This window comes from Methylobacterium sp. FW306-05-D (assembly GCF_058782155.1).
This window is the reverse complement of the sequence record NZ_JBYSXL010000005.1, coordinates 22,578-44,761: the sequence shown is the minus strand read 5'-3', so window position 1 is coordinate 44,761 and position 22,184 is coordinate 22,578. Positions and strand designations below refer to the sequence as shown.

At 68.9% G+C, this 22,184-nt stretch carries 21 protein-coding genes and 2 tRNA genes; 9 read left to right on the top strand and 14 right to left on the bottom strand.

Features of this window, described 5'->3' with window-relative positions; translation table 11 throughout:
• The 4 genes from AC3WLN_RS03615 to AC3WLN_RS03600 all read left to right on the top strand — a co-directional run bounded on the left by AC3WLN_RS03615 (position 1) and on the right by AC3WLN_RS03600 (position 1,632).
• A tRNA-Ala gene (locus AC3WLN_RS03615) sits at positions 1-76 on the top strand.
• Between the two features lie 246 nt (positions 77-322).
• A tRNA-Ala gene (locus AC3WLN_RS03610) sits at positions 323-398 on the top strand.
• A 145-nt stretch (positions 399-543) separates the two neighbouring features.
• Positions 544-1,098, top strand: a complete 555-nt coding sequence (locus tag AC3WLN_RS03605; protein ID WP_492479596.1) for a hypothetical protein — start codon at positions 544-546, stop codon at positions 1,096-1,098.
• Between the two features lie 135 nt (positions 1,099-1,233).
• Complete coding sequence (locus tag AC3WLN_RS03600; RefSeq protein WP_492479696.1) at positions 1,234-1,632, top strand: DUF2147 domain-containing protein; 399 nt, start codon at positions 1,234-1,236, stop codon at positions 1,630-1,632.
• A gap of 50 nt (positions 1,633-1,682) precedes the next feature.
• On the opposite strand, the gene alaS is transcribed toward AC3WLN_RS03600, so the two are convergent.
• Positions 1,683-4,346 carry an alanine--tRNA ligase gene (gene alaS, locus AC3WLN_RS03595; RefSeq protein ID WP_492479594.1) on the bottom strand — a complete coding sequence of 888 codons (2,664 nt, stop codon included), beginning with the start codon at positions 4,344-4,346 and terminating at the stop codon, positions 1,683-1,685.
• A 214-nt stretch (positions 4,347-4,560) separates the two neighbouring features.
• Between alaS and AC3WLN_RS03590 the strand changes: the two genes are divergently transcribed.
• The 3 genes from AC3WLN_RS03590 to AC3WLN_RS03580 all read left to right on the top strand — a co-directional run bounded on the left by AC3WLN_RS03590 (position 4,561) and on the right by AC3WLN_RS03580 (position 6,715).
• Positions 4,561-4,977 carry an MAPEG family protein gene (locus tag AC3WLN_RS03590; RefSeq protein ID WP_492479592.1) on the top strand — a complete coding sequence of 139 codons (417 nt, stop codon included), beginning with the start codon at positions 4,561-4,563 and terminating at the stop codon, positions 4,975-4,977.
• A 110-nt stretch (positions 4,978-5,087) separates the two neighbouring features.
• Positions 5,088-6,377, top strand: coding sequence for a PQQ-dependent sugar dehydrogenase (locus AC3WLN_RS03585; protein ID WP_492479590.1), 1,290 nt, complete (start codon positions 5,088-5,090; stop codon positions 6,375-6,377).
• 53 nt (positions 6,378-6,430) lie between these two features.
• Entirely contained in the window at positions 6,431-6,715 is a 285-nt protein-coding gene (locus AC3WLN_RS03580) for a c-type cytochrome (protein ID WP_492479694.1), read from the top strand.
• A gap of 116 nt (positions 6,716-6,831) precedes the next feature.
• Here the strand turns inward: AC3WLN_RS03580 and recA are convergent, their stop codons facing one another.
• The 10 genes from recA to AC3WLN_RS03530 all read right to left on the bottom strand — a co-directional run bounded on the left by recA (position 6,832) and on the right by AC3WLN_RS03530 (position 15,748).
• Positions 6,832-7,923: a recombinase RecA gene (gene recA, locus AC3WLN_RS03575; protein ID WP_463780131.1), complete on the bottom strand. Its 1,092-nt coding sequence runs from the start codon at positions 7,921-7,923 to the stop codon at positions 6,832-6,834.
• Positions 7,924-8,065: 142 nt separating this feature from the next.
• The gene (cckA, locus tag AC3WLN_RS03570; RefSeq protein ID WP_492479588.1) at positions 8,066-10,747 is read right to left on the bottom strand and encodes a cell cycle histidine kinase CckA; all 2,682 of its coding nucleotides are present in this window, start codon (positions 10,745-10,747) and stop codon (positions 8,066-8,068) included.
• 149 nt (positions 10,748-10,896) lie between these two features.
• A complete protein-coding gene (gene flhB, locus AC3WLN_RS03565) occupies positions 10,897-11,964 on the bottom strand; it encodes a flagellar biosynthesis protein FlhB (protein WP_492479586.1) in 1,068 nt (355 codons plus the stop codon).
• 23 nt (positions 11,965-11,987) lie between these two features.
• Positions 11,988-12,752 (bottom strand): flagellar biosynthetic protein FliR, encoded by a 765-nt coding sequence (gene fliR, locus AC3WLN_RS03560; RefSeq protein ID WP_463780140.1) that lies wholly within the window; start codon positions 12,750-12,752, stop codon positions 11,988-11,990.
• A gap of 18 nt (positions 12,753-12,770) precedes the next feature.
• Positions 12,771-13,037 carry a flagellar biosynthesis protein FliQ gene (gene fliQ / locus AC3WLN_RS03555; protein WP_056470232.1) on the bottom strand — a complete coding sequence of 89 codons (267 nt, stop codon included), beginning with the start codon at positions 13,035-13,037 and terminating at the stop codon, positions 12,771-12,773.
• Between the two features lie 82 nt (positions 13,038-13,119).
• Positions 13,120-13,434: a flagellar hook-basal body complex protein FliE gene (gene fliE / locus AC3WLN_RS03550; protein WP_463780145.1), complete on the bottom strand. Its 315-nt coding sequence runs from the start codon at positions 13,432-13,434 to the stop codon at positions 13,120-13,122.
• A 33-nt stretch (positions 13,435-13,467) separates the two neighbouring features.
• The gene (gene flgC, locus AC3WLN_RS03545) at positions 13,468-13,878 is read right to left on the bottom strand and encodes a flagellar basal body rod protein FlgC (RefSeq protein WP_463780148.1); all 411 of its coding nucleotides are present in this window, start codon (positions 13,876-13,878) and stop codon (positions 13,468-13,470) included.
• Positions 13,879-13,908: 30 nt separating this feature from the next.
• Complete coding sequence (gene flgB / locus AC3WLN_RS03540) at positions 13,909-14,331, bottom strand: flagellar basal body rod protein FlgB (RefSeq protein WP_492479582.1); 423 nt, start codon at positions 14,329-14,331, stop codon at positions 13,909-13,911.
• Positions 14,332-14,667: 336 nt separating this feature from the next.
• Positions 14,668-15,144, bottom strand: a complete 477-nt coding sequence (locus tag AC3WLN_RS03535) for a nucleoside deaminase (RefSeq protein ID WP_492479580.1) — start codon at positions 15,142-15,144, stop codon at positions 14,668-14,670.
• Between the two features lie 367 nt (positions 15,145-15,511).
• Entirely contained in the window at positions 15,512-15,748 is a 237-nt protein-coding gene (locus AC3WLN_RS03530; protein ID WP_492479578.1) for a hypothetical protein, read from the bottom strand.
• A 174-nt stretch (positions 15,749-15,922) separates the two neighbouring features.
• Here AC3WLN_RS03530 and AC3WLN_RS03525 point away from each other — a divergent pair, with 174 nt between their 5' ends.
• Complete coding sequence (locus tag AC3WLN_RS03525; protein ID WP_492479576.1) at positions 15,923-16,855, top strand: hypothetical protein; 933 nt, start codon at positions 15,923-15,925, stop codon at positions 16,853-16,855.
• Between the two features lie 142 nt (positions 16,856-16,997).
• A complete protein-coding gene (fliP, locus tag AC3WLN_RS03520; protein WP_463780160.1) occupies positions 16,998-17,753 on the top strand; it encodes a flagellar type III secretion system pore protein FliP in 756 nt (251 codons plus the stop codon).
• Between the two features lie 85 nt (positions 17,754-17,838).
• On the opposite strand, the gene AC3WLN_RS03515 is transcribed toward fliP, so the two are convergent.
• From AC3WLN_RS03515 to AC3WLN_RS03505, 3 genes are all read right to left on the bottom strand, one after another.
• Positions 17,839-18,012, bottom strand: a complete 174-nt coding sequence (locus tag AC3WLN_RS03515) for a DUF3606 domain-containing protein (protein WP_492479574.1) — start codon at positions 18,010-18,012, stop codon at positions 17,839-17,841.
• A gap of 191 nt (positions 18,013-18,203) precedes the next feature.
• Positions 18,204-21,608 (bottom strand): hypothetical protein, encoded by a 3,405-nt coding sequence (locus AC3WLN_RS03510; RefSeq protein WP_492479572.1) that lies wholly within the window; start codon positions 21,606-21,608, stop codon positions 18,204-18,206.
• Positions 21,609-21,741: 133 nt separating this feature from the next.
• Positions 21,742-22,155: a hypothetical protein gene (locus AC3WLN_RS03505; protein ID WP_492479570.1), complete on the bottom strand. Its 414-nt coding sequence runs from the start codon at positions 22,153-22,155 to the stop codon at positions 21,742-21,744.
• Positions 22,156-22,184: the final 29 nt, after the last annotated feature.

The window sequence follows — 22,184 nt, the reverse complement described above, 5'->3', positions numbered from 1 at the left end:
GGGGCCTTAGCTCAGCTGGGAGAGCGCTTCCATGGCATGGAAGAGGTCATCGGTTCGATCCCGTTAGGCTCCACCAATCTCATTTCTCTACCACGTTATAATTCTACGATGGCCCGCTCGATGCGCTCGCGTCGTGCGGTTCTCCGCGTTTCGTCCTCTCCGTTGCTTCCGGGTCGCAATGGGGACGAAAACGCCGGAAGCGCGAAATAGGGGTTGAGGCGGCCGCCCGATCCCAGTATGCCACCGCCATCGCCGGTGCGGTTCAAGCCGCTCCGTTGCGAAAGACCACCCTGGGATTTCCAGAGACCGGGGTGTTGAAAGTGGGGCCTTAGCTCAGCTGGGAGAGCGCTTCCATGGCATGGAAGAGGTCATCGGTTCGATCCCGTTAGGCTCCACCAAAACTTCCCCGACGCTCCCCGACATCGACATGGACCTTTTCGCGTGTGCTGCGTATGGCGGTGCGGTGAGAGCCCATGCGCCGGCCACGATGGTTCGTGAGGCGGCTGAATTGGACGCGGTTCGGTGTTTCTGGCTTCGGTGTTCATGACGACGTCCCCCCCTGGCGACCCGGTCACGATCCCTGCTGCCGCGATCCTCCTGAAGGACCTCTGTGATCGCCTGCTGGCCGGCCCCAGCGCCACGGCGGTGTTGGAGCATTGGTGTCGCGGCCGCGGCCTCGCACAGGAGTCGGGTCTGCTCGCCCGGGCGATCCCGGCGCCCGAGCATCCCGCGAGCCCGGCACAGCGGGAGCGCCTCGCGGTCGCCCGGGAAGCGCCGCTACGCTACCGCCGGGTCCGCCTCACCTGTGGCGCCCTTGTCCTGTCGGAGGCGGAGAACTGGTACGTTCCGTCACGCCTGACGCCCGCGATGAACGCGCTCCTGGAAACCAGCGAGGTGCCGTTCGGCCGGGTCGTGCATGCGCTTTCGCCCTCGCGGCGGAATCTGTCCCTGCGCCTCCTCCCCGCGGCCGATGCCCCGGACAAGGCCGGCCTGATCGAACCGCTCTTCGCGATCGAGGCGCTGCTTCTTCGGGCGGATGGTCTGCCCCTGTGCGAGGTCGGTGAAGTCTATACCGGGGCCGTCCTGGCGGGCGCCTGAGTCCAATCCCGGCTACCACGGGCGTCGCGCGAGAGGTCTGGCCAGTGTCGGGGTTCCCGCGCTATGCCCCTCGCCCGGCAAGGGCTCGGGGCGAGGGATGAGGACATGGCGATCACCGGACGGGTGCTGCGGAATATGGGAGGCCTGGGAGCGCTCTGGCTCCTGCTCGGGAGCGCGGCGCTCGCCCAGCAGGGACGGGACGCCACGGGCCTGTGGCTGACCGAGACCGGCGCCTCAAAGGTGCGGATCAGCCGCTGCGGCGACGGCTATTGCGGCACGCTGGCGAGCGTCGCCGGCCCGGGCCTCGATGCCAAGAATCCCGATCCCGCACTCCGCTCCCGCAGTCTCGTCGGCGTGCAGATCATGAACACCCGCACCGCCGGCCCGAAGGGCTACGAGGGGACGCTGTACAATCCGAACGATGGCAAGACCTACGCGGGCACCATGACCCTCAAGGGACCCGACGTCGTCGAGGTGTCGGGGTGCGTGATGAGCGTGTTCTGCAAGAGCCAGTCCTGGAAGCGCGTGAACTGAGCGACGGCCGGCCTTTCCTGCTTCGAGCGGGGCAGGCCGGCATGTCGGGATCAGGGCGCGAGTGCAGCCCGGATCGCGTCGATGGCCGCCTGGGCGCCCGTGCCCTCAGGGCCGCCGGCCTGGGCCATGTCACGGCGCCCGCCGCCGCCCTTGCCGCCGAGATGCCCTGCGCCGGCCCGGACCAGGGCCACGGCGTCGTAGCGCTCCGTGAGGTCCGGGGTCACGCCGACGACGAGACCGGCCTTGCCGTCGGGGGCGACTCCCACGATGGCGACGATGCCGGAGCCGAGCCGGGTCTTGCCCTCGTCGGCGAGGCTCTTCAGGTCGCGCATCTCGACGCCTTCGACCACCCGGGCCATGACCTTCACGCCGGCGATCTCGGCGATGCCGTCGTCTCCGCCCGAGCCCGCGCCGCCCATGGCGATCTTCTTGCGCGCATCGGTGAGGTCGCGCTCCAGGCGCCGACGATCCTCGATCAGGGCCGCGAGCCGGTCCGGAACGTCGGCAGTCGGGGCTTTCAGCAGGCCGGCGATCTGTGCCAGCGTCCGGCTCTCCTCCGCGCGATGGCGCCGCGCCGCATCCGCGGTCAGCGCCTCGATGCGCCGCACGCCGGCGCCGACCGCGCTCTCGGCCACGACCGAGACCTGGCCGATCTCGCCGGTGCGCCGAGCATGGGTGCCGCCGCAGAGCTCCACGGAGAAGGCCTTGGTGCGGCCGCCCTCGCCGGCGACCGGCTCGCCCATGGAGACGACGCGGACCTCGTCGCCATACTTCTCGCCGAACAGGGCGCGAGCACCGGATTCGATCGCCTCGTCCACGGCCATCAGCTTGGTGATCACCGGCGTGTTCTGGAGAAGCACCGCATTGGCGATATCCTCGACGGCGCGGATCTCCGCCTCGTCCATCGGCTTCGGATGGCTGAAATCGAAGCGCAGGCGGTCGGGGGAGACCAGGGAGCCCTTCTGAGCGACGTGATCGCCGAGGACCTGGCGCAGGGCTTCGTGCAGCAGGTGGGTCGCCGAGTGATTGGCGCGGATCGCTGAGCGGCGCCCGTGGTCGACGGCGAGTTCCACGGCCTGGTTGAGCGACAGCGTGCCCTCCTCCACCGTGACGTGGTGGACGAAGAGATCGCCGAGCTTCTTCTCCGTGGCGGTGACGCGCGCCTTCAGGCCGGCCGCCGACAGGGTCCCGGTGTCGCCGACCTGTCCGCCGGATTCGCCGTAGAACGGCGTCTGGTTGACGAGGGCCAGACCGGTCTCGCCCGCCTTCAGGCTCTCGGTCTCGGCGCCGTCGTGCAGCAGGGCCGTGACGATGCCTTCGGCCCTCTCGGTCTCGTAGCCGAGGAATTCGGTGGCGCCGACGCGTTCCTTCAGGCCGTACCAGACCGTCTCGGTGGCGGCCTCGCCGGAGCCGGTCCAGGCGGCACGGGCGGCCTTGCGCTGACGCTCCATGGCCTGCCCGAACGCCTCCGTGTCGACGCCAATGCCGCGCGCCTTCAGGGCGTCCTGGGTCAGGTCGAGGGGGAAGCCGTAGGTGTCGTAGAGGGTGAAGGCCGTCTCGCCCGAGAGGTTCTGGCCGGAGCTCAGGTCGCGGCTCTCGGCATCGAGGATCGCGAGGCCGCGCTCCAGGGTGCGGCGGAAGCGGGTCTCCTCGAGGCGCAGGGTCTCGGCGATGAGTCCCTCCGCGCGGGTCAGTTCCGGATAGGCCTGGCCCATCTCGCGCAGGAGCGTCGGGACGAGGCGGTACATCATCGGCTCGCGCGAGCCGAGAAGCTCGGCGTGGCGCATGGCGCGGCGCATGATGCGGCGCAGGACGTAGCCGCGACCCTCGTTGCCCGGCAGCACACCGTCGGCCACGAGAAAGGAGGCGGCGCGCAGGTGATCGGCGATGACCCGATAGGAGGCGACGTTGCCGGGTTCCGGGGGGCGGCCGACTGCGTGGCTGACGGCGTCGATCAGGGCACGGAACAGGTCGGTCTCGTAGTTGCTCTTCACCCCCTGGAGGATCGCCGCCATGCGCTCCAAGCCCATGCCGGTGTCGATGGAGGGACGCGGCAGGGCGAGGCGGTTGCCCGGCTCGATCTGCTCGTACTGCATGAAGACGAGGTTCCAGAACTCCAGGAAGCGGTCGCCGTCCTCGTCCGGCGAGCCGGGCGGGCCACCCTGGAGCGTCGGCCCCTGATCGATGAAGATCTCGGAACAGGGGCCGCAGGGGCCGGTATCGCCCATCTGCCAGAAATTGTCGGAGGTCCCGATGCGGATGATGCGGTCGTCCGAGAAGCCCGCGATCTTGCGCCAGAGGCCGGCCGCCTCGTCGTCATCGGCATAGACCGTCACCAGCAGCCGGTCCTTGGAGAGGCCGAACTCCTTGGTGATCAGGTTCCAGGCCAGCTCGATCGCCCGCGGCTTGAAGTAGTCGCCGAAGGAGAAGTTGCCGAGCATCTCGAAGAAGGTGTGATGCCGGGCGGTGTAGCCGACGTTGTCGAGATCGTTGTGCTTGCCGCCGGCGCGGACGCATTTCTGGGCCGTGGTCGCCCGGTCGTAGGGCCGCTTCTCGACGCCGGTGAAGACGTTCTTGAACTGCACCATGCCGGCATTGGTGAACATCAGCGTCGGGTCGTTGCGGGGCACGAGCGAGGAGGACGGCACCACCTCGTGGCCCGCTGCTGCGAAGTAGTCGAGGAAGGTCGACCGGATCTCGTTGACGCCGCTCATCGCATCACAACTCTGTCGTAGGGTGCCGCCGGATGCGGACGCGCCGGGCTCGTCCGGCGCGCATGCATGCCGCGCGCGGAACGCCCCGCCAGTTTTCGGGTGTTCCGCGCTGGCGCACTCATAAGGAGCGTTCCGGCGCAAGTCACGGTCGTTTCGCTTTTGCTCACCGCCGAGCTAGGAACGCCTCTCCCCTCCTCAACACGGACACACCGCCATGCCGGTCGAAATCCGCCTCCTCGCCTGGTCCTGCCTGCTCGGCCTGGCCCACATCACGGCCGCCTCCGCCAGCGGCGTGCAGCAGCGGGGTGGTCTCGGCTGGGCCTCCAGCAACCGCGAGGGCTCGACGCCCGAGGTGACGGGCGCTGCGAGCCGGCTGGAGAAGGCATCGAAGAATTTCTTCGAGACCTTCCCGATCTTCGCCGCCCTCGTCCTCGCCTGCGTGGCGACAGGCCGGCACAATACGGCGGTGGTCCTCGGCGCCTACCTCTACTTCTTCGCCAGGCTGATCTACCTGCCCGTCTACGGTTTCGGCATTCCGAAGGTGCGGTCCCTGGTCTGGCTGGTCTCGGTCGCCGGCATCCTGTTCGTGCTGTGGGGCCTGTTCATCAAGCTTCTGCCCTACACGCCTTGAGGCACCGGCGGTGTGGCGACCGCGTTCCTCCCCTTGTCGGCGTGACTGGCAGGCGCATATCGTCGGGGCTCAACCGCCCCGATCATGCGGGCGGATTCCGGGAGACATCCATGCGATCGGTCCTCACCGCAACGCTTCTGGCCGGCTGCGCCGCGTTGGCGCTCTCTACAGGCGCCTTCGCGCAGGGTGCCGCCCCCGCCGAGACCAAGGCGAAGGCCGACGCTCTCGAGAAGCTCACGGGAATGCAGAGCACCGGCACCGTCGAGGCACCGGAGATTCCCCAGACCGGCCGGCGCGCCGATGCCCTGCGCAAGACGCTGTCCAAGATCAAGCTGCCCGAGGGCTTCAAGATCGACCTCTACGCCGTGGTGCCGGATGCGCGATCGATCGCGGTGGGGCCCAATGCCGGCGTGCTGTTCGTCGGAACGCGCAAGAGCAAGGTCTACGCCGTCACCGACCGAGACAAGGATCGGGTCGCCGACGAGGTCCGCGCCTTCGCCGCCAGCATCGACTTCAAGATTCCCAACGGCGTCTGCTTCTCGAAAGACGGGGTGCTGACCATCGTCGAGCAGAACCGGGTCCTGTCCTTCCCCGCCGCGGAGTTCTTCTACGAGAGCCCCGACGTCGCCGCCGGCGTCCTGGTGAAGCAGGGCGACCTGATTCCCGCCGCCGAGGAGAGCTACAATCACACCGCCCGGATGTGCCGGGTCGGCCCCGACGGCAAGACCTATATCTCCCTCGGGCAGCCCTACAACGTACCGCCAGCGGCCAAGCGCGATCTCTACGCCAGGACCGGGATCGGCGGCATCATCCGCATGGATGCCGACGGCAAGAACCGGGAGGTCTACGCGACCGGCATCCGCAATTCGGTGGGGATGGACTTCAACCCCGCCGACAAGGCGCTGTGGTTCACCGACAACCAGGTCGACGGCATGGGCGACGACATCCCGCCGGGCGAGCTGAACCGCATTGCGAAGGCCGGTGAGAACTTCGGATTCCCTTGGTTCGGCGGCGGCCATGTCCGCACCGTCGAATACAAGGACGAGGCGCCGCCGAAGGACGTGGTCTTCCCGCAGGCCGAACTGCCTCCGCACGCGGCCGATCTCGGAATGACCTTCTACAACGGGCGCATGTTCCCCGATTCGTATAAGGGCGGAATCTTCACCGCCGAGCACGGCTCCTGGAACCGGACCCAGCCGATCGGAGCGCGGATCATGTTCGTGCCCGTCGACAAGGACGGCAAGGCGGGCACGCCCAAGCCCTTCGCGGAAGGCTGGCTGACGCAGGACGGCGAGTATCTCGGCCGCCCGACCGATGTCGCTGTCCTATTGGACGGCTCGCTCCTCGTGGCCGACGACACGGCCGGTGCGATCTACCGCATCTCGTACGAGGGCAAGTGACGGTGGTGCGCGCTCCACTCGGCACGGCCCTGCTCTGCCTGCTCGCCTCTGTCATGAGTCCGGTGGAGGCGCATGCCGGCGACGCGAAGGCCGGGCGCAAGGTCGCCATCGCGTGCCAGACCTGCCACGGCCTCGACGGGGTCTCGAAACTGCCCGAGGCCCCGAATCTCTCGGGTCAGGTCGAGCCCTACCTGATCAAGGCGTTGACGGAGTATCGGGACGGCGTCCGCCGCAACGAGATCATGAACGTCGTTGCCAAGCCCCTGAGTGACGCGGAGATCGCCGACCTGGCCGCCTATTATTCGGCGATCCAGGTCGATGTCCTCCCGCCGGGATAGACATCAAGGCCTATCGCTGTCCGCGGAAACGAAGAGAGCCGCCGGGTGTGCCCCGGCGGCTCTCTTCGTTTCCGATCGGGCCGACTCCTCCGCCCGTTGGGCGGGGGGTACCGTCCTCAGGCCTCGCCCTCATCGAGCTCGTCCTCGGTCGGCTTGGCGTTCTCAAGAATCTTCTCCGCGACGAGACCGGAATTCTGCCGGATCGATGCTTCGATCTTGCCGGCGATCTCCGGGTTGTCGCGCAGGAAGCCCTTCGAGTTCTCGCGGCCCTGGCCGAGGCGCTGGCTGGCATAGGAGAACCAGGCGCCCGACTTCTCGACGATGCCGGCCTTGACCCCGAGGTCGATGAGCTCGCCCACCTTCGAGACGCCCTCGCCGAACATGATGTCGAACTCGACCTGCTTGAAAGGCGGCGCGACCTTGTTCTTGACGACCTTGACGCGGACCTGGTTGCCGATGGCCTCGTCGCGATCCTTGAGGGTCGAGACGCGGCGGATATCGAGGCGCACCGAGGCGTAGAACTTCAGCGCGTTGCCGCCCGTGGTGGTCTCGGGGCTGCCGTACATCACACCGATCTTCATGCGGATCTGGTTGATGAAGATGACCATGCACTTCGAGCGCGAGATCGAGCCGGTGAGCTTACGCAGGGCCTGACTCATCAGGCGGGCCTGAAGGCCCGGCTGCGAATCGCCCATCTCGCCCTCGATCTCGGCCCGCGGCGTCAGGGCCGCCACCGAATCGACCACCAGCACGTCGATGGCGCCCGAACGCACCAGGGTATCGGTGATCTCCAGAGCCTGCTCGCCGGTATCGGGCTGCGAAATCAGGAGGTCGTCGAGCTGCACGCCGAGCTTGCGCGCATAGACCGGGTCGAGGGCGTGCTCCGCGTCCACGAAGGCGCAGACGCCGCCCTTCTTCTGGGCCTCGGCGATGGTGTGCAGGGCCAGCGTGGTCTTGCCCGAGGATTCCGGGCCGTAGATCTCGATGACGCGGCCGCGGGGCAGGCCTCCGACGCCCAGCGCGATGTCGAGGCCCAACGAGCCGGTGGAGATGACCTCGACCTCCGCGACCTTGTCGTTCTTGCCCAGGCGCATGATCGAGCCTTTGCCGAAGGCCCGTTCGATCTGTGACAGTGCGGCGTCGATCGCCTTCGCCTTGTCCTTGTCCACCATCGGGGATTCCACAACTTTCAGCGCGGGCTGGGCCATTCGTCGGCATCCTTATGCATGGGGGAGAGGTAAGGCTCAATGCGCCTCGGTTGCCGATTGTGTACTTGTTTTGTTCTCGTCGCGCAAGGGCGGCGCGGGAGATTTCGCGCGCTGAACGCCGCGAATCCTCCCAGCTTTCCGCCTAGCGGGCGATGGTCTCCTTCACCGTCTCGACGAGCTGTTTCAGGCTAAACGGCTTGGGCAGGAAATTGAAATCCTCGCCGTCGGGAAGGTTCTTGCGGAACGCATCCTCGGCGTAGCCCGAGACGAAGATGACCTTGAGGTCGGGAGATTGCTTGCGCAGTTCACGCAGCAGGGTCGGCCCGTCCATCTCCGGCATCACAACATCGGAGACGACGAGGTCGATGGTCTCGGTGGTCTCGGCGATGATCCGTAGGGCGTCGAGCCCCGAAGCGGCCTCCAGCACGGTGTAGCCGCGGGCCGAGAGCGCGCGGCTGTTGACGGCGCGCACGGGGTCCTCGTCCTCCACCAGGAGGATGACCCCTTGGCCGGTATGGTCCGGCGCAGGTTTGCGGGGCGCGGGCTTCTCGCCGTCGGGCCGGGGGCGGTCCGACGTTCCCTTGAGCCGACTGGCCGCGATGGAGGCGGTCGTCTGCGGCGACGGGGGCGCGAGGGCGATCTCCGGCTCGTGGGCGGGTTCCGCGGCGGGTTCGTGGCGGGGGAAGTAGATCCGGAACGCGGTACCTTCCCCCACCGTGGAGTGTACGTCGATGGTTCCGCCGCTCTGCTTGACGATGCCGAACACGGTCGAGAGGCCGAGGCCGGTGCCCTTGCCGATCTCCTTAGTGGTAAAGAACGGCTCGAAGATCTTCTCCATGAGATCGGGCGGGATGCCCTGCCCGGTATCGAGAACCTCGATCAGCACATGGTCCCCGACCGGCATGCCGACCCGGCTCTCGCTCGGCACGGCGTCGTGCGCGACGTTGGCGGTGCGGATCAGCAGGCGACCGCCTTCCGGCATCGCGTCGCGCGCGTTGACCGCGAGATTGACGATCACCTGCTCGAATTGGTTCACGTCCGCCTTGATGGGCCAGATGTCGCGCCCGTGCTTGAGGTCGAGGTCGACCCGCTCGCCGAGCAGGCGCTTCAGCAGCAGGGTCAGGTCCGAGAGCGCCTCGCCGACATTCATCACCTCCGGGCGCAGGGTCTGGCGCCGCGAGAAGGCGAGCAGCTGACGCACCAGGCTGGCAGCCCGGTTGGCGTTCTGCTTGATCTGCATGATGTCCTGGAAGGCTGGGTCGGTCGGCCGATGGCTGGCCAGCAGCAGGTCCGAATAGCCGATGATCGCCTGCAGGACGTTGTTGAAGTCGTGTGCGATGCCGCCGGCGAGCTGGCCCACCGTGTCCATCTTCTGCGCCTGCGCCACCTGCTGTTCCAGCTGACGTTGGGCAGTGGTGTCGAGGGCGTAGAGGATGACCAACTCGCGGTCGCTCTGCTGTTCGGTCTCGTCCCGCCCCACTCCGGTCGCCTCGCCCCCCGCCGGGCTCAGCCAGACCCGGGCCGAGCGGTTGCCGGGACCCGAGAGCGCGATCTCGATCGGCTGGACCTCGACGAGGCCGGCAGCGGCCTTGCCCAGGGCCACCTCGAGGCCGGCGCGATCGCGCTCGGCGATCGCGTCCCACATGGTGGGCTCGCCCTGAAGGTCGTTGCGCCCGTCGGGCAACGCTTGGCGCGGAAGGCCGCCGAACAGCCGGGCGAAGGAGGCGTTGGCCCGCGCGATGTGGCCGCTCTGGTCCAGGGTCGCGATGGCGATCGGACTGTTGTTCAGGAAGCGTGCGAGCCGCACCTCGGCGACGCGCTGTGGCTCGTCGCTCTCCGCACCGGCGGAACGGTTGAGCACGAAGGTGCGTGACGGGCCCGGGCGGCCATCCTGACCGAAGGCGACCCGATGGTAGAGCCGCGCCGGCAGCGGATGGCCGTTGCGGCGGCGCAGGTCGAGGTCGAACCGGTCGGTCCGGACCTCGCCGGGCAGTCCCTCGGAAGCGGTGAGGACATCGGCGCCGGGGGCGATCTCGGGCAGGCGCAGGCCGCCGGAGCCGACGGTGGCGAGGTCGTAGCCGAGCCAGGCCGCCAGGGTCGCGTTCATGTAGACGATCGAGCCGGTCGGATCGATCGAGAGGAAGCCGGCGGGGGCGTGGTCGAGGTAGTCGATCGCGTGCTGGAGTTCCTGGAAGACGTTTTCCTGGCGCTCGCGCTCGTGGGTGATATCGCTCACCGTCCACAGGGTCGCGCCGCGCCGCGGCCGCTCGATCGGGCGCACGCTGATGCGGAACCACGCGAAGGCGCGCTCGGCGGTGCTGCCGGGCGGCGGCGCCATCCGGATTTCCTCAGCGTGGCCGAGGCCGTCGCGGGAGGCCTGGGCGAGGCGGTAGACCGCCTCGGAGACCTCCGGCGAACCGACGAAGACCCGTTCCACCGGCCGCAGGCTGGCGAAGGTCTCGCCGCCGGCGATGCGCAGATAGGATTCGTTCGCGTAGATGAGGCGTCCGCCCTCCTCGACCACGATGGCGCCGTCGGGTGCCGCGTCGACGATCGCCTTGGTGATGTCGTCCCGCGTGGTCTGGCCGGCCAGCTGGATGGCCCCGATGGCGAGGGCGAAGAGGCAGAACACGCCCGCCATCGCAAGGAGCGCCAGCAGCCCGAGGATCAGAGGCTGCGCCTGCTCGCTGGCCACGAAGGACAGGCCGACGGCCGCGCCGACGAGGAGGCCCGCCAGCACGAGGAGGAGCCCGACCCGTCCGGGCCGTTCGGAGCGATCGATCGCGTTCGACGCGGGCTTGCCGTGTCCGCTGAACTCAACCATCCGCCGCCGACCCACCCCTGAAGCCCATCCGGTTAGCGCCCCGCTTCCGCTCGCAGCAAGGGTAAACCGGCGTATGTCGCCGAGAATTCTCGCGAAAGAGGGTGCATAAAGCGTGGCGAGCGCAAGCGCGAATCCTCACGGCCGCTTCCTCACGCGGCCCGCCGGCGCAGACGCATGACGTAGCCGATGACCTCGGCCACCGCGCGGTAATGCTCAGCCGGGATTTCCTCGTCGATCTCCACGGTGGCGTGGAGCGCGCGCGCGAGCGGCGGGTTCTCGAGGATCGGCACATCGTGGTCCTTGGCCACCGCACGGATCTTGAGGGCGAGCGAGTCGACGCCCTTGGCGACGCAGACGGGCGCCGTCATGCCGGCCTCGTAGCGCAGGGCGACGGCGTAGTGGGTCGGGTTCGTCACGATGACAGTGGCGGTGGGCACGGCGGCCATCATGCGCTTCTTCACGCGCTGGGCGCGAATCTGCTTCAAGCGGCCCTTCACCTCGGGGCTGCCCTCGCTCTCCTTGTGTTCCTGCTTGATCTCTTCCTTGGACATGCGCAGGCGCTGGTGCCAGCGGAAGCGCTGATAGACGGCGTCGCCGAGCGCGATGGCCACGAACACACCGAGCATGCCCGCCATCAGCTTGAGGGCGAGGGTGAGGATCGCGGCGAGGACGGCGGTGGGGTCGAGGCGCGCGAACACCTCCATCCGATCGCGCTCGCCCCACAGGATGGTACCGGCCACGACGCCGACCATGCCGAGCTTGGCGAGACCTTTCAGGAACTGGAACAGGGCCTCCATCCCGAAGACCCGCTTGACACCGGCCATCGGCGAGATCCGGTCCCATTTGGGGCCGAGCGCCTCGGTGCTGAAGACGAAGGGGTGCTGGATCAGCCCGGCCGCCAGCCCGGCGACCACGACGAGGCCGACGGGAACCGCCAGTGCCTGGGCGCAGATGATGAGCATGCGCATGCCCATCTCGGTGTAGGCCGCCGGGTCCGACGGGACCATGTGGGCATTCATCAGGAAGCCGCGCAGGCTCGCCACGAGGTTCTTGGCGATCATGCCCGAAGCCATGAGCAGGGCCATGGTGAAGGCGGCCAGGATGAAGAAGGTGTTGATCTCGGGGCTGTTGGGGACGTTGCCCTGCTCGATCGCCTTCTCGATCCGCCGCGGGGTCGGGTCTTCGGTCTTGTCTTCCGGATCGGAATCGTCGGCCACCGCTCAGGCCTCCACGCGGGGGCTCAGCGTCCGGCAAGGTCCGCCAGGTAATGCCCGATATCGTCCAGGAAGACGCCCATCATGACGCCGAGGCTGCCGAGGAGCAGCAGCATGCCGATCAGGACCGAGGCCGGGACGGCCACGAAGAACACCTGCATCTGCGGCATCAGGCGGGCCAGCACGCCGAGCCCCACGTTGAACAGGATGCCGAAGGCGATGAACGGGGCCGAGATCTGGACGCCGAGGGAGAATCCCCGCGCGATGGCCTTCAGAGCGAGGCTCGCCGCCTCGCCCATGCCCGGCACGCCGTCCGGCGGAAGCAGGAGGTAGCTTCGCCCGATCGCTCCGAGGGCGACGTGATGAAGGTCGGTCGCCACGATCAGGGTGACGCCGAGCAGCGCCAGGAAGTTGCCGATCGCCGTCTGCTGCCCGCCCTGCGTCGGGTCCACCGTCATGGCATAGGACAGGCCGAGTTGCTGTGAAACGATCATGCCGGCGGTCTGCAGGGCGGCGAGCACCATCCGCACGGTGAGGCCGAGCACCAGGCCGATCAGCAACTCGCCGATGAGCAGTGCGATCAGCCCCGGCCCCGCGATGACGCCGCCCTGCATCGGCAGGAGCGGTCGCACGGTCGGGAACAGGATCAGCGTGAGCAGCAGCGCGAAGGCGAGACGCAGCCGCGGCGACACCAACTGCTCGCCCACGCCCGGCATCAGCATCACCAGGGTGCCGATCCGCGCGAAGGTGAGGAGGAAGGCCGCCGCGATGCCCGGCAGGAGGAGATTCATGCCCTCTCATAGCAGGCTTCAGCCGCCCGACACGATGCGCGCCGCGATGCGGGTCATGTAGCTGCCCAGCGCGTCGCCCATGAAGGGCAGCATGAGCAGCAGGGTCGCGAACACGGCCACGATCTTGGGCACGTAGATCAGGGTCTGTTCCTGGATCTGGGTCAGGGCCTGGAACAGCGAGACCACCAGGCCGACCACGAGGGCGACCAGCATGATCGGGCCCGCCACCTTGAGAAAGACGAAGATTCCGTCGCGGGCGACGTCGATGATGGCGAGACCGGTCATGAAAGGGATGTCAGCTCGCTGAGGGCACAGGTGTCGGGATCGGATATCTTCGGGGCCAGCGGCGCAACGCGGAGGCCGCGGCCTAGATCTGCATCCGCATGATTTCCTCGTAGGCGGAGATCACCCGGTCTCGGACGGCGACGAGCGTCTGGAGCGCGGTCTCGCTCTCGGCCACGGCCGTCACCACGTCGACCACGTTCGCCTTGCCGCCCGCCACGGCCAGCGCCTGGCTGTCGGCCTTGCGCCCGGCCTCGCCGACGCTGTCCAGGGTCGACGTCAGGAGCGAGGTGAAGTTCGAACCCGAGGCACCGGTGGCCGGCGCAATCTTCGGAGCACCCTTGGCGCCGATGTTCTGAATCGCCGCGTAGGCGCCGGCGGCGAAGGCGTTGGTCGTCATGGCGGCGGACTTTCAGGGGTCGGAAGCGAAAGGTCAGGCCTTGAGGATCTCGAGGGTCTTGGCGACCATGCGGCGGGTCGCCGTGACCATGTTGAGGTTGGCCTCGTAGGAGCGCTGGGCCTCGCGCATGTCCATGTTCTCGATCAGGCCGTTGACGTTGGGCATCGCCACCTCGCCCTTGGCGTTGGCGCTCGGATTGCCCGGGTCGTACTTGGTCCGGAACGGCGAGGTATCGCGGCGCACCCGTCCGGCCTCGATCAGCGACGCACCGGTCTCGCGGTCGACCTGTTGGGTGAAGGTCGGGATCTTTCGCCGGTAGGGCTGGCCGCCGACCGTGGTCGGCGCCGAATCCGCGTTGGCGATGTTCTCGGCGATGATCCGCATCCGGCTCGACTGGGCCTTCAGGCCCGAGGCGGCGGTGGTGAGGGATTTGAGGAAGTCCATGGCGCGCTCCGTCAGACGATGGATCGCCGCTCAGCGCTTGCCGATGGCGATTTTGATGGTCTCGAGGCTCTTCTGGTAGAGCGAGGCGGCCATCTGGTAATCCGCCTGATTGTCGCCGGCCTTCATCATCTCCTCTTCGAGATTGACGCCGTTGCCGCTCGGGCGGATCTCGAATCCCTTCACGCGGCGCGGATCGGCGCCCGGACCGTCCGGGCCTCCGCCCGGCGCGATATGGGACACGTTGGTGACCGCAAGGCTGCTGCTCGTGGTGGTGCCCATCGGCTGAGACAGGACCGGGCCGGAACGTCCGAGGTCCGGGCTCGCGAGATCCCGAGGCTTGAAGCCGGGCAGGTCGGCATTGGCCACGTTCTCGGCCAGGAGCTTCTGGCGGGTCTGGTGCCACTGCATCCGCGTGCGCAGCATCCCGAGAATGGGCAGGTCGGTGACGGACATGGGGTGGACCCTCGCCTCGCCCGGAAGAATCTGCCCGGTGGGACCGGCAAAATCTGCCGCCCCCATGGTTAACGCCCGGTTAAGGCTCCGGTGCGGGAGCCGAAACAGGAGCGATCTCAGGGGGACCGCTGGGTTGGGGGCCGAGCCTGGGGGCATTCGGACGGCGGCGGTCCGCTGGGATTGAGTGGCGCACAGGCGGCCGGTGCGCCCGCCGTTCGCGCGTCTTCGCTCGGATGCCGCAGGGCGCCGCGGCTCCAGAGCAGCCCGAGGGTGACGGTCGCCGCAATGAGGAGGGCGGCGGCGAGGAACGGGATCCAGCGCGGCACGGTCATCGCGTCAGCCTTTTCCGTGTGCGTTCTGGCGGTCGCGCCAGAGCGCATAGGGATGCTCGTCGACCTCCACGGGGTGATGCTCCACGTGCATCGGCTGTGCGCCCAGGGGCTGGCACAGTTCGGCGTAGATCCCGGCTCCGAGGAGGCCGTAGCGTTCGCCTTCTTCCGCACTGTAGGCGAAGTAGGCCTGCGTGATGCCGGCGAGGCGCATGGCCGCGTGGCACATCGGGCAAGGGCGCCCGCTGGCGTAGACGATGCAGCCGTCGAGCTTCGGACGGCCGAGGCGACGGCTGACCTCGCGGATCGCCACCATCTCGGCATGGTCGGTCGGATCATGGGTAACCGCGATGGTGTTGACGGCGCGCGACAGGACCTCACCGTCGCGCACGATCACTGCGCCGTAGGGTCGCCCGCCCTGGAGAACGTTGTCGCTGGCCAGCGCGATCGCGTCGCGCAGGTGAGCCTGATGCTGATCTTCCACGGGTTTCACCTCGGTCTCACCGGCTGCGTCATCGATCAAACGCGCCGAGCCCGCCGCCGGGTCCCGTTTCGAGACCCGCTGCGACTTGGGGCTTGAGGCGCTGCTAACCGCGTGTGGGGCACGGTCGCCCCAGGCCGCGTTGCGTATCGGCTCCGCCGTGGACACACGGCACCCCGCCGTCCCGGAATCGGGCGGCGGGGTACCACGCAATCTCCTAAATGTCCTCCAGCGTTGGTGAACCCGCTTCGGGCAAAGGACCTGTTAACGAAGTCTTAACGTTGTTGCCCGCGCCGACGCCGGACATGATACTGGGTTCTCGAGTGTTGCGTCGGGCCACGAGCCCCAAAAGCGAGAGACCCCGGTCTTGTCATCGTTCTTCAGCTCGGATGGCTCCTTTCCCCTCCAGTTCGCCATCATCTTCGTCGTCATCTTTCTCGTGCTCGCGACCGGCGTCTTTCTGGTCCGCCGCCTCGGCGGCAAGGATTCGCCGCTCTCCGGCAAGAATTCTCCCCGCGGCCGCCAGCCACGGCTCGGCATCGTCGATATCTACGAGCTCGACCGTCAGCGGCAGCTGATCCTGCTCCGGCGCGACAATGTCGAGCATCTGCTCCTCGTCGGCGGTCCCAACGACGTGGTGATCGAGCGCAACATCCTTCGCGGCATGAGCGCCCGCCTGGCGACGGAGGAGCCCACCTTCGACGAGGCGCCCGAGCCCGTGCTGAACACGATGCCGGAAGCGCCGGTGCCCCAGCAGGCCCCTGTTCCGAGCCTCGCGCCGATGGCCCAGCCCGTCGCCCCCTACCGCGAGCCATCGTTCGAAATGCCGGCGCCCGTGCCTGCCGCCGATCAGGTGTTTGTCCCTCCCGCGCCCGAGCGTATGCGGGCTCCGGTTCCCGGCGGCCCGCCGGCGGCCGCGCCGCGCCCGCGCGACTCGCAACTCGCCCGCGTCATCCGTCGTACGCCGCCATCACTGACGAACCTCGTCCCGGCTGCGATTGCGGAGCGCGTCGGTCTGCCGGAGCGGGGCGCAGATTCGGAGGCAGATCGCGACCCGCCCGCTCCGGTTCCAGCAGCGCCCATCGTCCCGGCGCCGGCGACCCGGGCCATCGACGCCGCGATCCTGTCCGACATGGCGCGCCAGTTGGAGGAGGCCCTGCGTCGACCCTCGGCGGCGGTCCGTCCGGCGATCCCGGCGCAAGCGGCGGCAAGCGAACCGGCCCCGTCGGACTCTGTCCCGGCTGCAGCCGAACTCTCGGAAGGTTCGGAGCCGGAGGTGCGATCCGAGCCGCCCCGGGCGCCTCTCGGCGCATCCTCGGCCATCGATCCGATCGCTGCGGCGATGGCCGCCACGGCGCAGGCGCCGGCCGTCGAGGACCGGGGGATTTCCGAGCCCGAGCCGGCGGCCGTCGACGATGCTCTGTTCACGGAGCGCGCCGAGGATGAGGAGCCGGTGGCCGTTCCTCCGGAGACGCCGACTCCCGCCGTTGCGGAGTCTCGGTCCGATCCGGTGACCCACGAAGCCGTCGCCGATGCGCCGAAGTCCGAGGGGCATGCGCCTGCAGAGACGTCGCCGGCCGTCATCACGCCGCCGCCCGCGCCCGCTCCAGCTGCGCCCGCGAAGCCTCCAGCCAGTCCGAATCCCTTCTCCGTGGAAGAGATCGAGGCGGAGTTCGCGCGCCTGCTCGGCCGTCCCCTCGACCGCAAACAGTAGGTCGTTCCGGCGGATGCCCTGCATCCGCTCGCGACACGGCGGTCTATGCCGGCGCGCCTCCGGTTCATCCGAGGATGCGTCCCGGTGCGCCGGTGGTATGAGGAGCGCGCGGCCGCGTCGCGCCGCCCCGGCCGGAACCCGTATGCCCGAATCCAGCCCCTCCCTGCTGAGACGCCTGCGCCTGCCGATCTGGGCCGGTCTGGCGTTGGCCTGCACCACGGCGGCGGTACGCGCCCAGAGCCTGTCGGTCGATCTCGGGACTGGCGGCGTCACCGAGCGGGCGCTGCAACTCGTCGCGCTCCTCACTGTCCTGGCTCTCGCTCCGTCGGTGCTGGTGATGGCCACATCCTTCACCCGGATCGTGGTGGTGCTGTCGATCCTGCGCTCGGCGCTGGGGACGCAGAGTGCACCGCCGAACGCCGTGGTCACCAGCCTCGCCCTGTTTCTGACGGCCTTCGTCATGGCACCCGTGGGCCGGGAGGCCTACCGCAACGGCATCGAGCCGCTGATCGCCGGGCAGATCACGCAGAGCGTCGCCTTCGAGCGCGCCTCGGCGCCGTTCAAGACCTTCATGCTGAAGAACGTCCGCGAGAAGGACCTGAAGCTCTTCCTCGACATGGCGAAGGCGCCCGTGCCGGCGGGTCCCGAAGCGGTCGGACTCGAAGTGGTCACGCCCGCCTTCATGATCTCCGAACTGCGCCGCGCCTTCGAGATCGGCTTTCTGCTGTTCATCCCCTTCCTGATCATCGACCTCGTGGTCGCTTCGATTCTCATGGCCGTCGGCATGATGATGGTGCCCCCCGCCACTGTGGCCCTCCCCTTCAAGCTGATCTTCTTCGTCCTGGTCGATGGCTGGACCCTCGTGGCCGGCTCCCTGGTTCAGAGCTACGGCACCTGAGCGGTCGCGACGGGACGGCCGGCGCGCACGAAAAAAGGGCGCCCGAGAGCGCCCTTCACCACCATCCACCCGATCTCGGGCGCGATCAGCGCTCGAGGTAGCTCTTCAGGGTCGAGATGCGGTTGCCGACGAGGCGCACGGCGCGCTTCAGGCGGTCCTCGGACACGCCGAGACGCGTGGCCATCGCGGTGCGCTGCTGGCTGTCGAAGATGTCGAGGTGGCTCTTTTCGGTCTTGGTGTCGAGCGAATCCGTGAGCATGGGGAGGCCTTTGCTGTGCCGGCTGGAGCGTGGGGCGCTCGGATGATAGCGATTGAGGGCAGAACGTGGCCGGCGTCCGTTTGTTGCGCCCGGCCGAGCAGAATTCGCCGAATCGCATCAGGCTTTTACGCCGCATGGCGGAGCCGCGCGCGCAGCCCGCTTTCGGCGTGTTCGACCGTCGTCGGCGCGGCTCAGCCCGGGGGCGTCCCGCCGGCCCGCGCATCGGCCCGTGCATCCGCCTCGCGCTTGACCGGGGCCGGTACGGCACTGTCGGGATAGCGCTTGCGGTATTCCGAGAGGAAGGCCTGGAGCGTCTCGGCGCTGGTGGCCTTCTGGGCGATCTCGCGGAATCCGGCGGTGCGCACGGCATTGGCCTGCGTGAGCAGCGCGAAGGTACGGGCATCGGCGCTCTCGGCCATCGGACCCGCGAACTTCGCGCGCAGGCGTTCCATCCCGAGGGTCTCGCCGGCGAGTCCATAAGCGATGGCTGCACGCAGGATGTCGGTCCGGGCACTGTCGTCGAGGGGCGCGCGCCGGCGCCAGGCATCGCCGACCAGCGCCTCATGGGCCTCGCCGGCCTCGCGCCAGCGGCGGCCGGTCCAGAGGATGTCGGCCCGAAGCCGCTCCGCGTCTGAACCGGGCTCGCCCTCGATGGTCTCCAGGGCGAGGTCCGTGCGGGACAGGTCCGAGAGGGCACGGGCGCGCAGCAGGGCACGCGCACGGCGCAGGTCCTCGGGCAGTTCCGGCAGGTAGGTCGTCTCGAGGGTCTGGAGCGCCTGCAACGGCTTCTCGTCCATCAGGCGGATCGCCGCGAGACGCGCCGCGACGCCCGCGCGGCTGGCGCCGGTCAGGCGGTGATCGACCTGATGCTGAAGCAGCTCTCCCGCCGAATCGAGAAGGTCCAGCTCGACCAGCCGATCGGACAGGCGCCGCACGATCTCGTCGCCCCGGCGCCCCAGCGGCGCGAAGTCCTTGAAGTCGAAGTACAACGCCAGGGCCTCGACGCCCGAAAGCTTGTGGCTGCGCTCGCCCAGATAGAGGTCGTCGAACAGGGCCTGGGCCATGTCGTGCACCTCGCGGATCACGGGCGTATCGGCACCGGTGGCATCGGCGCGGCGGCCGGTCAGCAAGGCCTGGCGCCAGCGCCCCGCCTCGACGTAGAGCTTGGCCAGACCCGCGATCGTTCGCGGTTCGATGTCGCCGCCATGCCAAGCCAGGGCGAGCACCTCGAGGCGCTCGATGGCATCCGCCACCGGGATCTTGCCCGCGGCGTGACCCAGCAGGGTCCCCCGCAGCCGTGCCGAGGCGGCGACCTCCGCTTCGCTGCTCTCGGCGAGGCGCTCATAGGCATCGAGGGCCGCCACGGTCTGGCCCGTCACCTCGTCGATCCGGGCGCGCAGCAGCGCGAGACGCTCCTGGGTCGGCCGGTCGGCGGACCGGGTCGCCGCGGTGATCTGGCGGTTCGCCGCGTCCCAGTCGCCGGTCTCGATCGCGGCCTCGGCGGCAGCGGTGCGCAACAGGGCCTGGAGGTCGTCGGGGTAGCGGTCGAGCACGCTCGCCGTAGCGCGGAAGGACCCGTCCGCAGCACTCCAGCGGCCTTCCAGGGCTTCGAGGTATGCCTGCCAAAGCCGTGCCTCGGGATCGTTCTTGAGGATGTCGACGGCGAGCCGCGCGCGCATGTCGCCGGTCCGTCCCATCAGGGCGGTTCCGATCACCGTCAGAACGGGGATATCGCGTTGTCCGGCCAGGACTGGATCATCGGCGAAAGCCGCCTTCAACACTCCGAGCGCTTCGAGGGACAGGCGGTTCGCGAGCATGGTGCGGGCAAGGACCATCCGAAGGGGCCCACGCGCCGCGCGCGGCGCCTCGGCGACCGCCTGCAACTGGTCGCGCATCAACTCGCGGACGTCGCCGCGCTGGGACGCCTCCCAGGGGCCTCGATCCGCCGCCAGATCGCTCAGGGCCGTCAACGGAAGATCGGCCGCACGCGCCACGCCGGAGACGGCCATGCCGGCCTCGCGGCTGATCGCGACGCCGTCGAGGTCCGGTCGGACTAGGAGATCATCGGCCTGCGCCAGGACCGCGACGCCTTGGCGGCTCGGCAGAAGCTCGAAATCGACGAAGGCCTGTCGCTTGGGGATGCCCGCCGGCTTCGGGCCGCGACCGGTGACGACGGCGATGCGCTCCCCGTCGAGGCTGAGCCAGGATGCCGCTCCGGGGTTCGGCAGGCGTATACCGACGCCGATCCGGCCGGCGGGATCGGTGACCCGGACCGCCGCGAGGGCGTCGCTCGCGGAGAGGTTCTCGCCGGCGACGAGTTCCCACCCCGTCGGCGCCTCCGCCGGGCCGACCGGCACCAGATCGAACAGCCGGTCGCGCGGAACCGGGAAACGCAGGGTGACGATGCGGCCGGTCCGCTGCGGTGGGTCGAGGGGCGTCAGCATCGCGTCGCCCGGCGGCACGGTGACGGTATCCGCCGTCTCGAACACGAGATTGGCGATGCCCGCCCGCTCGAACAAGGCGGCGGGCGGCAGGGTTTTGAAGGGGAAGACGAGGCCCGGTCCGCTCGGGCGCAGGACGACCACCGGCGCGGGCGCCGAAGGCTGCGACCCGGTGGCGTCGGCGGCTTGAACCGGGGGCCGCGGCGCTGTCCTGTCGGGTTTGGTGTCCGCTGTCTTGGTGTCAGCCGCCTTGGTCTCTCCCGTCCTGGTTTGTGCCGGCTTGGCCTCGCCGCCGGTCGTCCCCTCCCCGGCCTTCGTGTCAGTCGCGCCGACGGCCTTCGTCTCGACCGGCTTGCGGACCACGTCGATCGTGGCACCGTCCTCGTCGTGGAAGGTCCTGATCTCGTAGCCGGACGCGGGGGTGACGAGGAGGCGGGCGCCGGTCTCGTCGCCCTCGATCACCAGGGTCTCGATCGCCGGCTTCAGGCGCCCGCGGGTGGCGACATCGTCGATTCGCCAGGCGCCGGGGAGCGAGAGGCGGGTGGCGGGGCCCACCGTGTCGAAGAGTGGCATAGTCGAGTCGGGTGCGCGCAGGCTGAGACGGGTCAGCGTGGGAAGGCGCGCCAGGTCCAGGCGCAGAGTTTTCGGCTCAGCGGGCGGTCTGGCCGCGCGCAGGGCCGCTTCCGCCGCCTGGGTGCGCCGGAACAGCTCGGCCACCACCTCCGGCGGCAGGGCCGGCGGCAGACCGCTCCAATCCTGCGGCAGGAGGTCGACGAACACCGTCTCTCCGGCCTCCTGGACGTTGACGCGGTAGGGGCGTTGCAGAGCGAGGCGCAGACCCATGCCGTCGGGATCGCGCCGGACGGCTGAGACGTAGTCCGGCATCTCGGTGGCGACCCGCTCCGGTCCAGCACTCGCCTTTTCCGAGAAGCCGAGGACGAGCACCGACCCGGAGATGCGCGCCTTGACCGAGACCGCAGCATCGAAGGTCAGGACCAGGCGGCCGTAGCGCTCGATCTGGGCGCCCTTGATTCCGGTGAGGCGTGCGGCGCTCGCGCCCGTCCCCCCGCAGAAGGTCGCGGCCACGATCGAGATCGCGGCGAGGCCAGCTCGAAGCCGACGCCGTCGTGTCGCGATACCGGCACCGAGAGCCATCGCAGGATACGCCAAACCCATGGGGCGGACCGGCTCGCACCCGAGTCGCTCCGCCTTACGCCGCACTGTCCGGGCACTCTCGCCCGTCGAGGCTAACGGGCGCTTAAGACGCCGTGCGGCTTTGTCGGGACCGCTAACGTCTGAGGATCAGGCCCGGAATCGTGTGGCCTGACTCGCCGAAATTCTCGGCGGCGCGAGCGCAATTGGCTGGAATGTCCTTGGCGTAGATCTCGGTATAGGCGCGGCTGCGCAGGTTCAGGTCACCCTGGGCCAGATCGTCGGGTGCGATACCGAGCCCGGCCACGACGGAGGTCATCCGCTCGGTGTTCGGCTTGAGGTCGCGGCAATGGGTCTCCACGAAGGCGAGCAGTCCCGAGAGCTTGGCCGCACTGTTCCTCTGGCGCTCGACCTTGGCTTCGGCCGCCGTCGGCGGTGGGCCGGGCGGCTTCTCGGGCGGCGCCTCCTCCTGGGCGCATACGGGGTGAACCAGCGATCCGGCCATCACCAGGGCGGTCAGGCTTCGGGTCAGCAGGGCCGTTCTCTTCATCGGATTTCTCCTCGGGTTCGACCCCGTCA

Coding starts and splice junctions, on each gene's coding strand:
- flgC (WP_463780148.1), bottom strand. CDS start 13,878: ATGGACTTCCTCAAATCCCTCACCACCGCCGCCTCGGGCCTGAAGGCC.
- AC3WLN_RS03515 (WP_492479574.1), bottom strand. CDS start 18,012: ATGCTCACGGATTCGCTCGACACCAAGACCGAAAAGAGCCACCTCGAC.
- AC3WLN_RS03605 (WP_492479596.1), top strand. CDS start 544: ATGACGACGTCCCCCCCTGGCGACCCGGTCACGATCCCTGCTGCCGCG.
- AC3WLN_RS03530 (WP_492479578.1), bottom strand. CDS start 15,748: ATGCTCGACATTGTCGCGCCGGAGCAGGATCAGCTGCCGCTGACGGTC.
- fliQ (WP_056470232.1), bottom strand. CDS start 13,037: ATGACCGGTCTCGCCATCATCGACGTCGCCCGCGACGGAATCTTCGTC.
- AC3WLN_RS03580 (WP_492479694.1), top strand. CDS start 6,431: ATGAGTCCGGTGGAGGCGCATGCCGGCGACGCGAAGGCCGGGCGCAAG.
- recA (WP_463780131.1), bottom strand. CDS start 7,923: ATGGCCCAGCCCGCGCTGAAAGTTGTGGAATCCCCGATGGTGGACAAG.
- AC3WLN_RS03585 (WP_492479590.1), top strand. CDS start 5,088: ATGCGATCGGTCCTCACCGCAACGCTTCTGGCCGGCTGCGCCGCGTTG.
- fliR (WP_463780140.1), bottom strand. CDS start 12,752: ATGAATCTCCTCCTGCCGGGCATCGCGGCGGCCTTCCTCCTCACCTTC.
- AC3WLN_RS03600 (WP_492479696.1), top strand. CDS start 1,234: ATGGGAGGCCTGGGAGCGCTCTGGCTCCTGCTCGGGAGCGCGGCGCTC.
- cckA (WP_492479588.1), bottom strand. CDS start 10,747: ATGGTTGAGTTCAGCGGACACGGCAAGCCCGCGTCGAACGCGATCGAT.
- AC3WLN_RS03525 (WP_492479576.1), top strand. CDS start 15,923: ATGGCCCAGCCCGTCGCCCCCTACCGCGAGCCATCGTTCGAAATGCCG.
- AC3WLN_RS03510 (WP_492479572.1), bottom strand. CDS start 21,608: ATGGCTCTCGGTGCCGGTATCGCGACACGACGGCGTCGGCTTCGAGCT.
- fliE (WP_463780145.1), bottom strand. CDS start 13,434: ATGACGACCAACGCCTTCGCCGCCGGCGCCTACGCGGCGATTCAGAAC.
- fliP (WP_463780160.1), top strand. CDS start 16,998: ATGCCCGAATCCAGCCCCTCCCTGCTGAGACGCCTGCGCCTGCCGATC.
- alaS (WP_492479594.1), bottom strand. CDS start 4,346: ATGAGCGGCGTCAACGAGATCCGGTCGACCTTCCTCGACTACTTCGCA.
- AC3WLN_RS03590 (WP_492479592.1), top strand. CDS start 4,561: ATGCCGGTCGAAATCCGCCTCCTCGCCTGGTCCTGCCTGCTCGGCCTG.
- AC3WLN_RS03505 (WP_492479570.1), bottom strand. CDS start 22,155: ATGAAGAGAACGGCCCTGCTGACCCGAAGCCTGACCGCCCTGGTGATG.
- flgB (WP_492479582.1), bottom strand. CDS start 14,331: ATGTCCGTCACCGACCTGCCCATTCTCGGGATGCTGCGCACGCGGATG.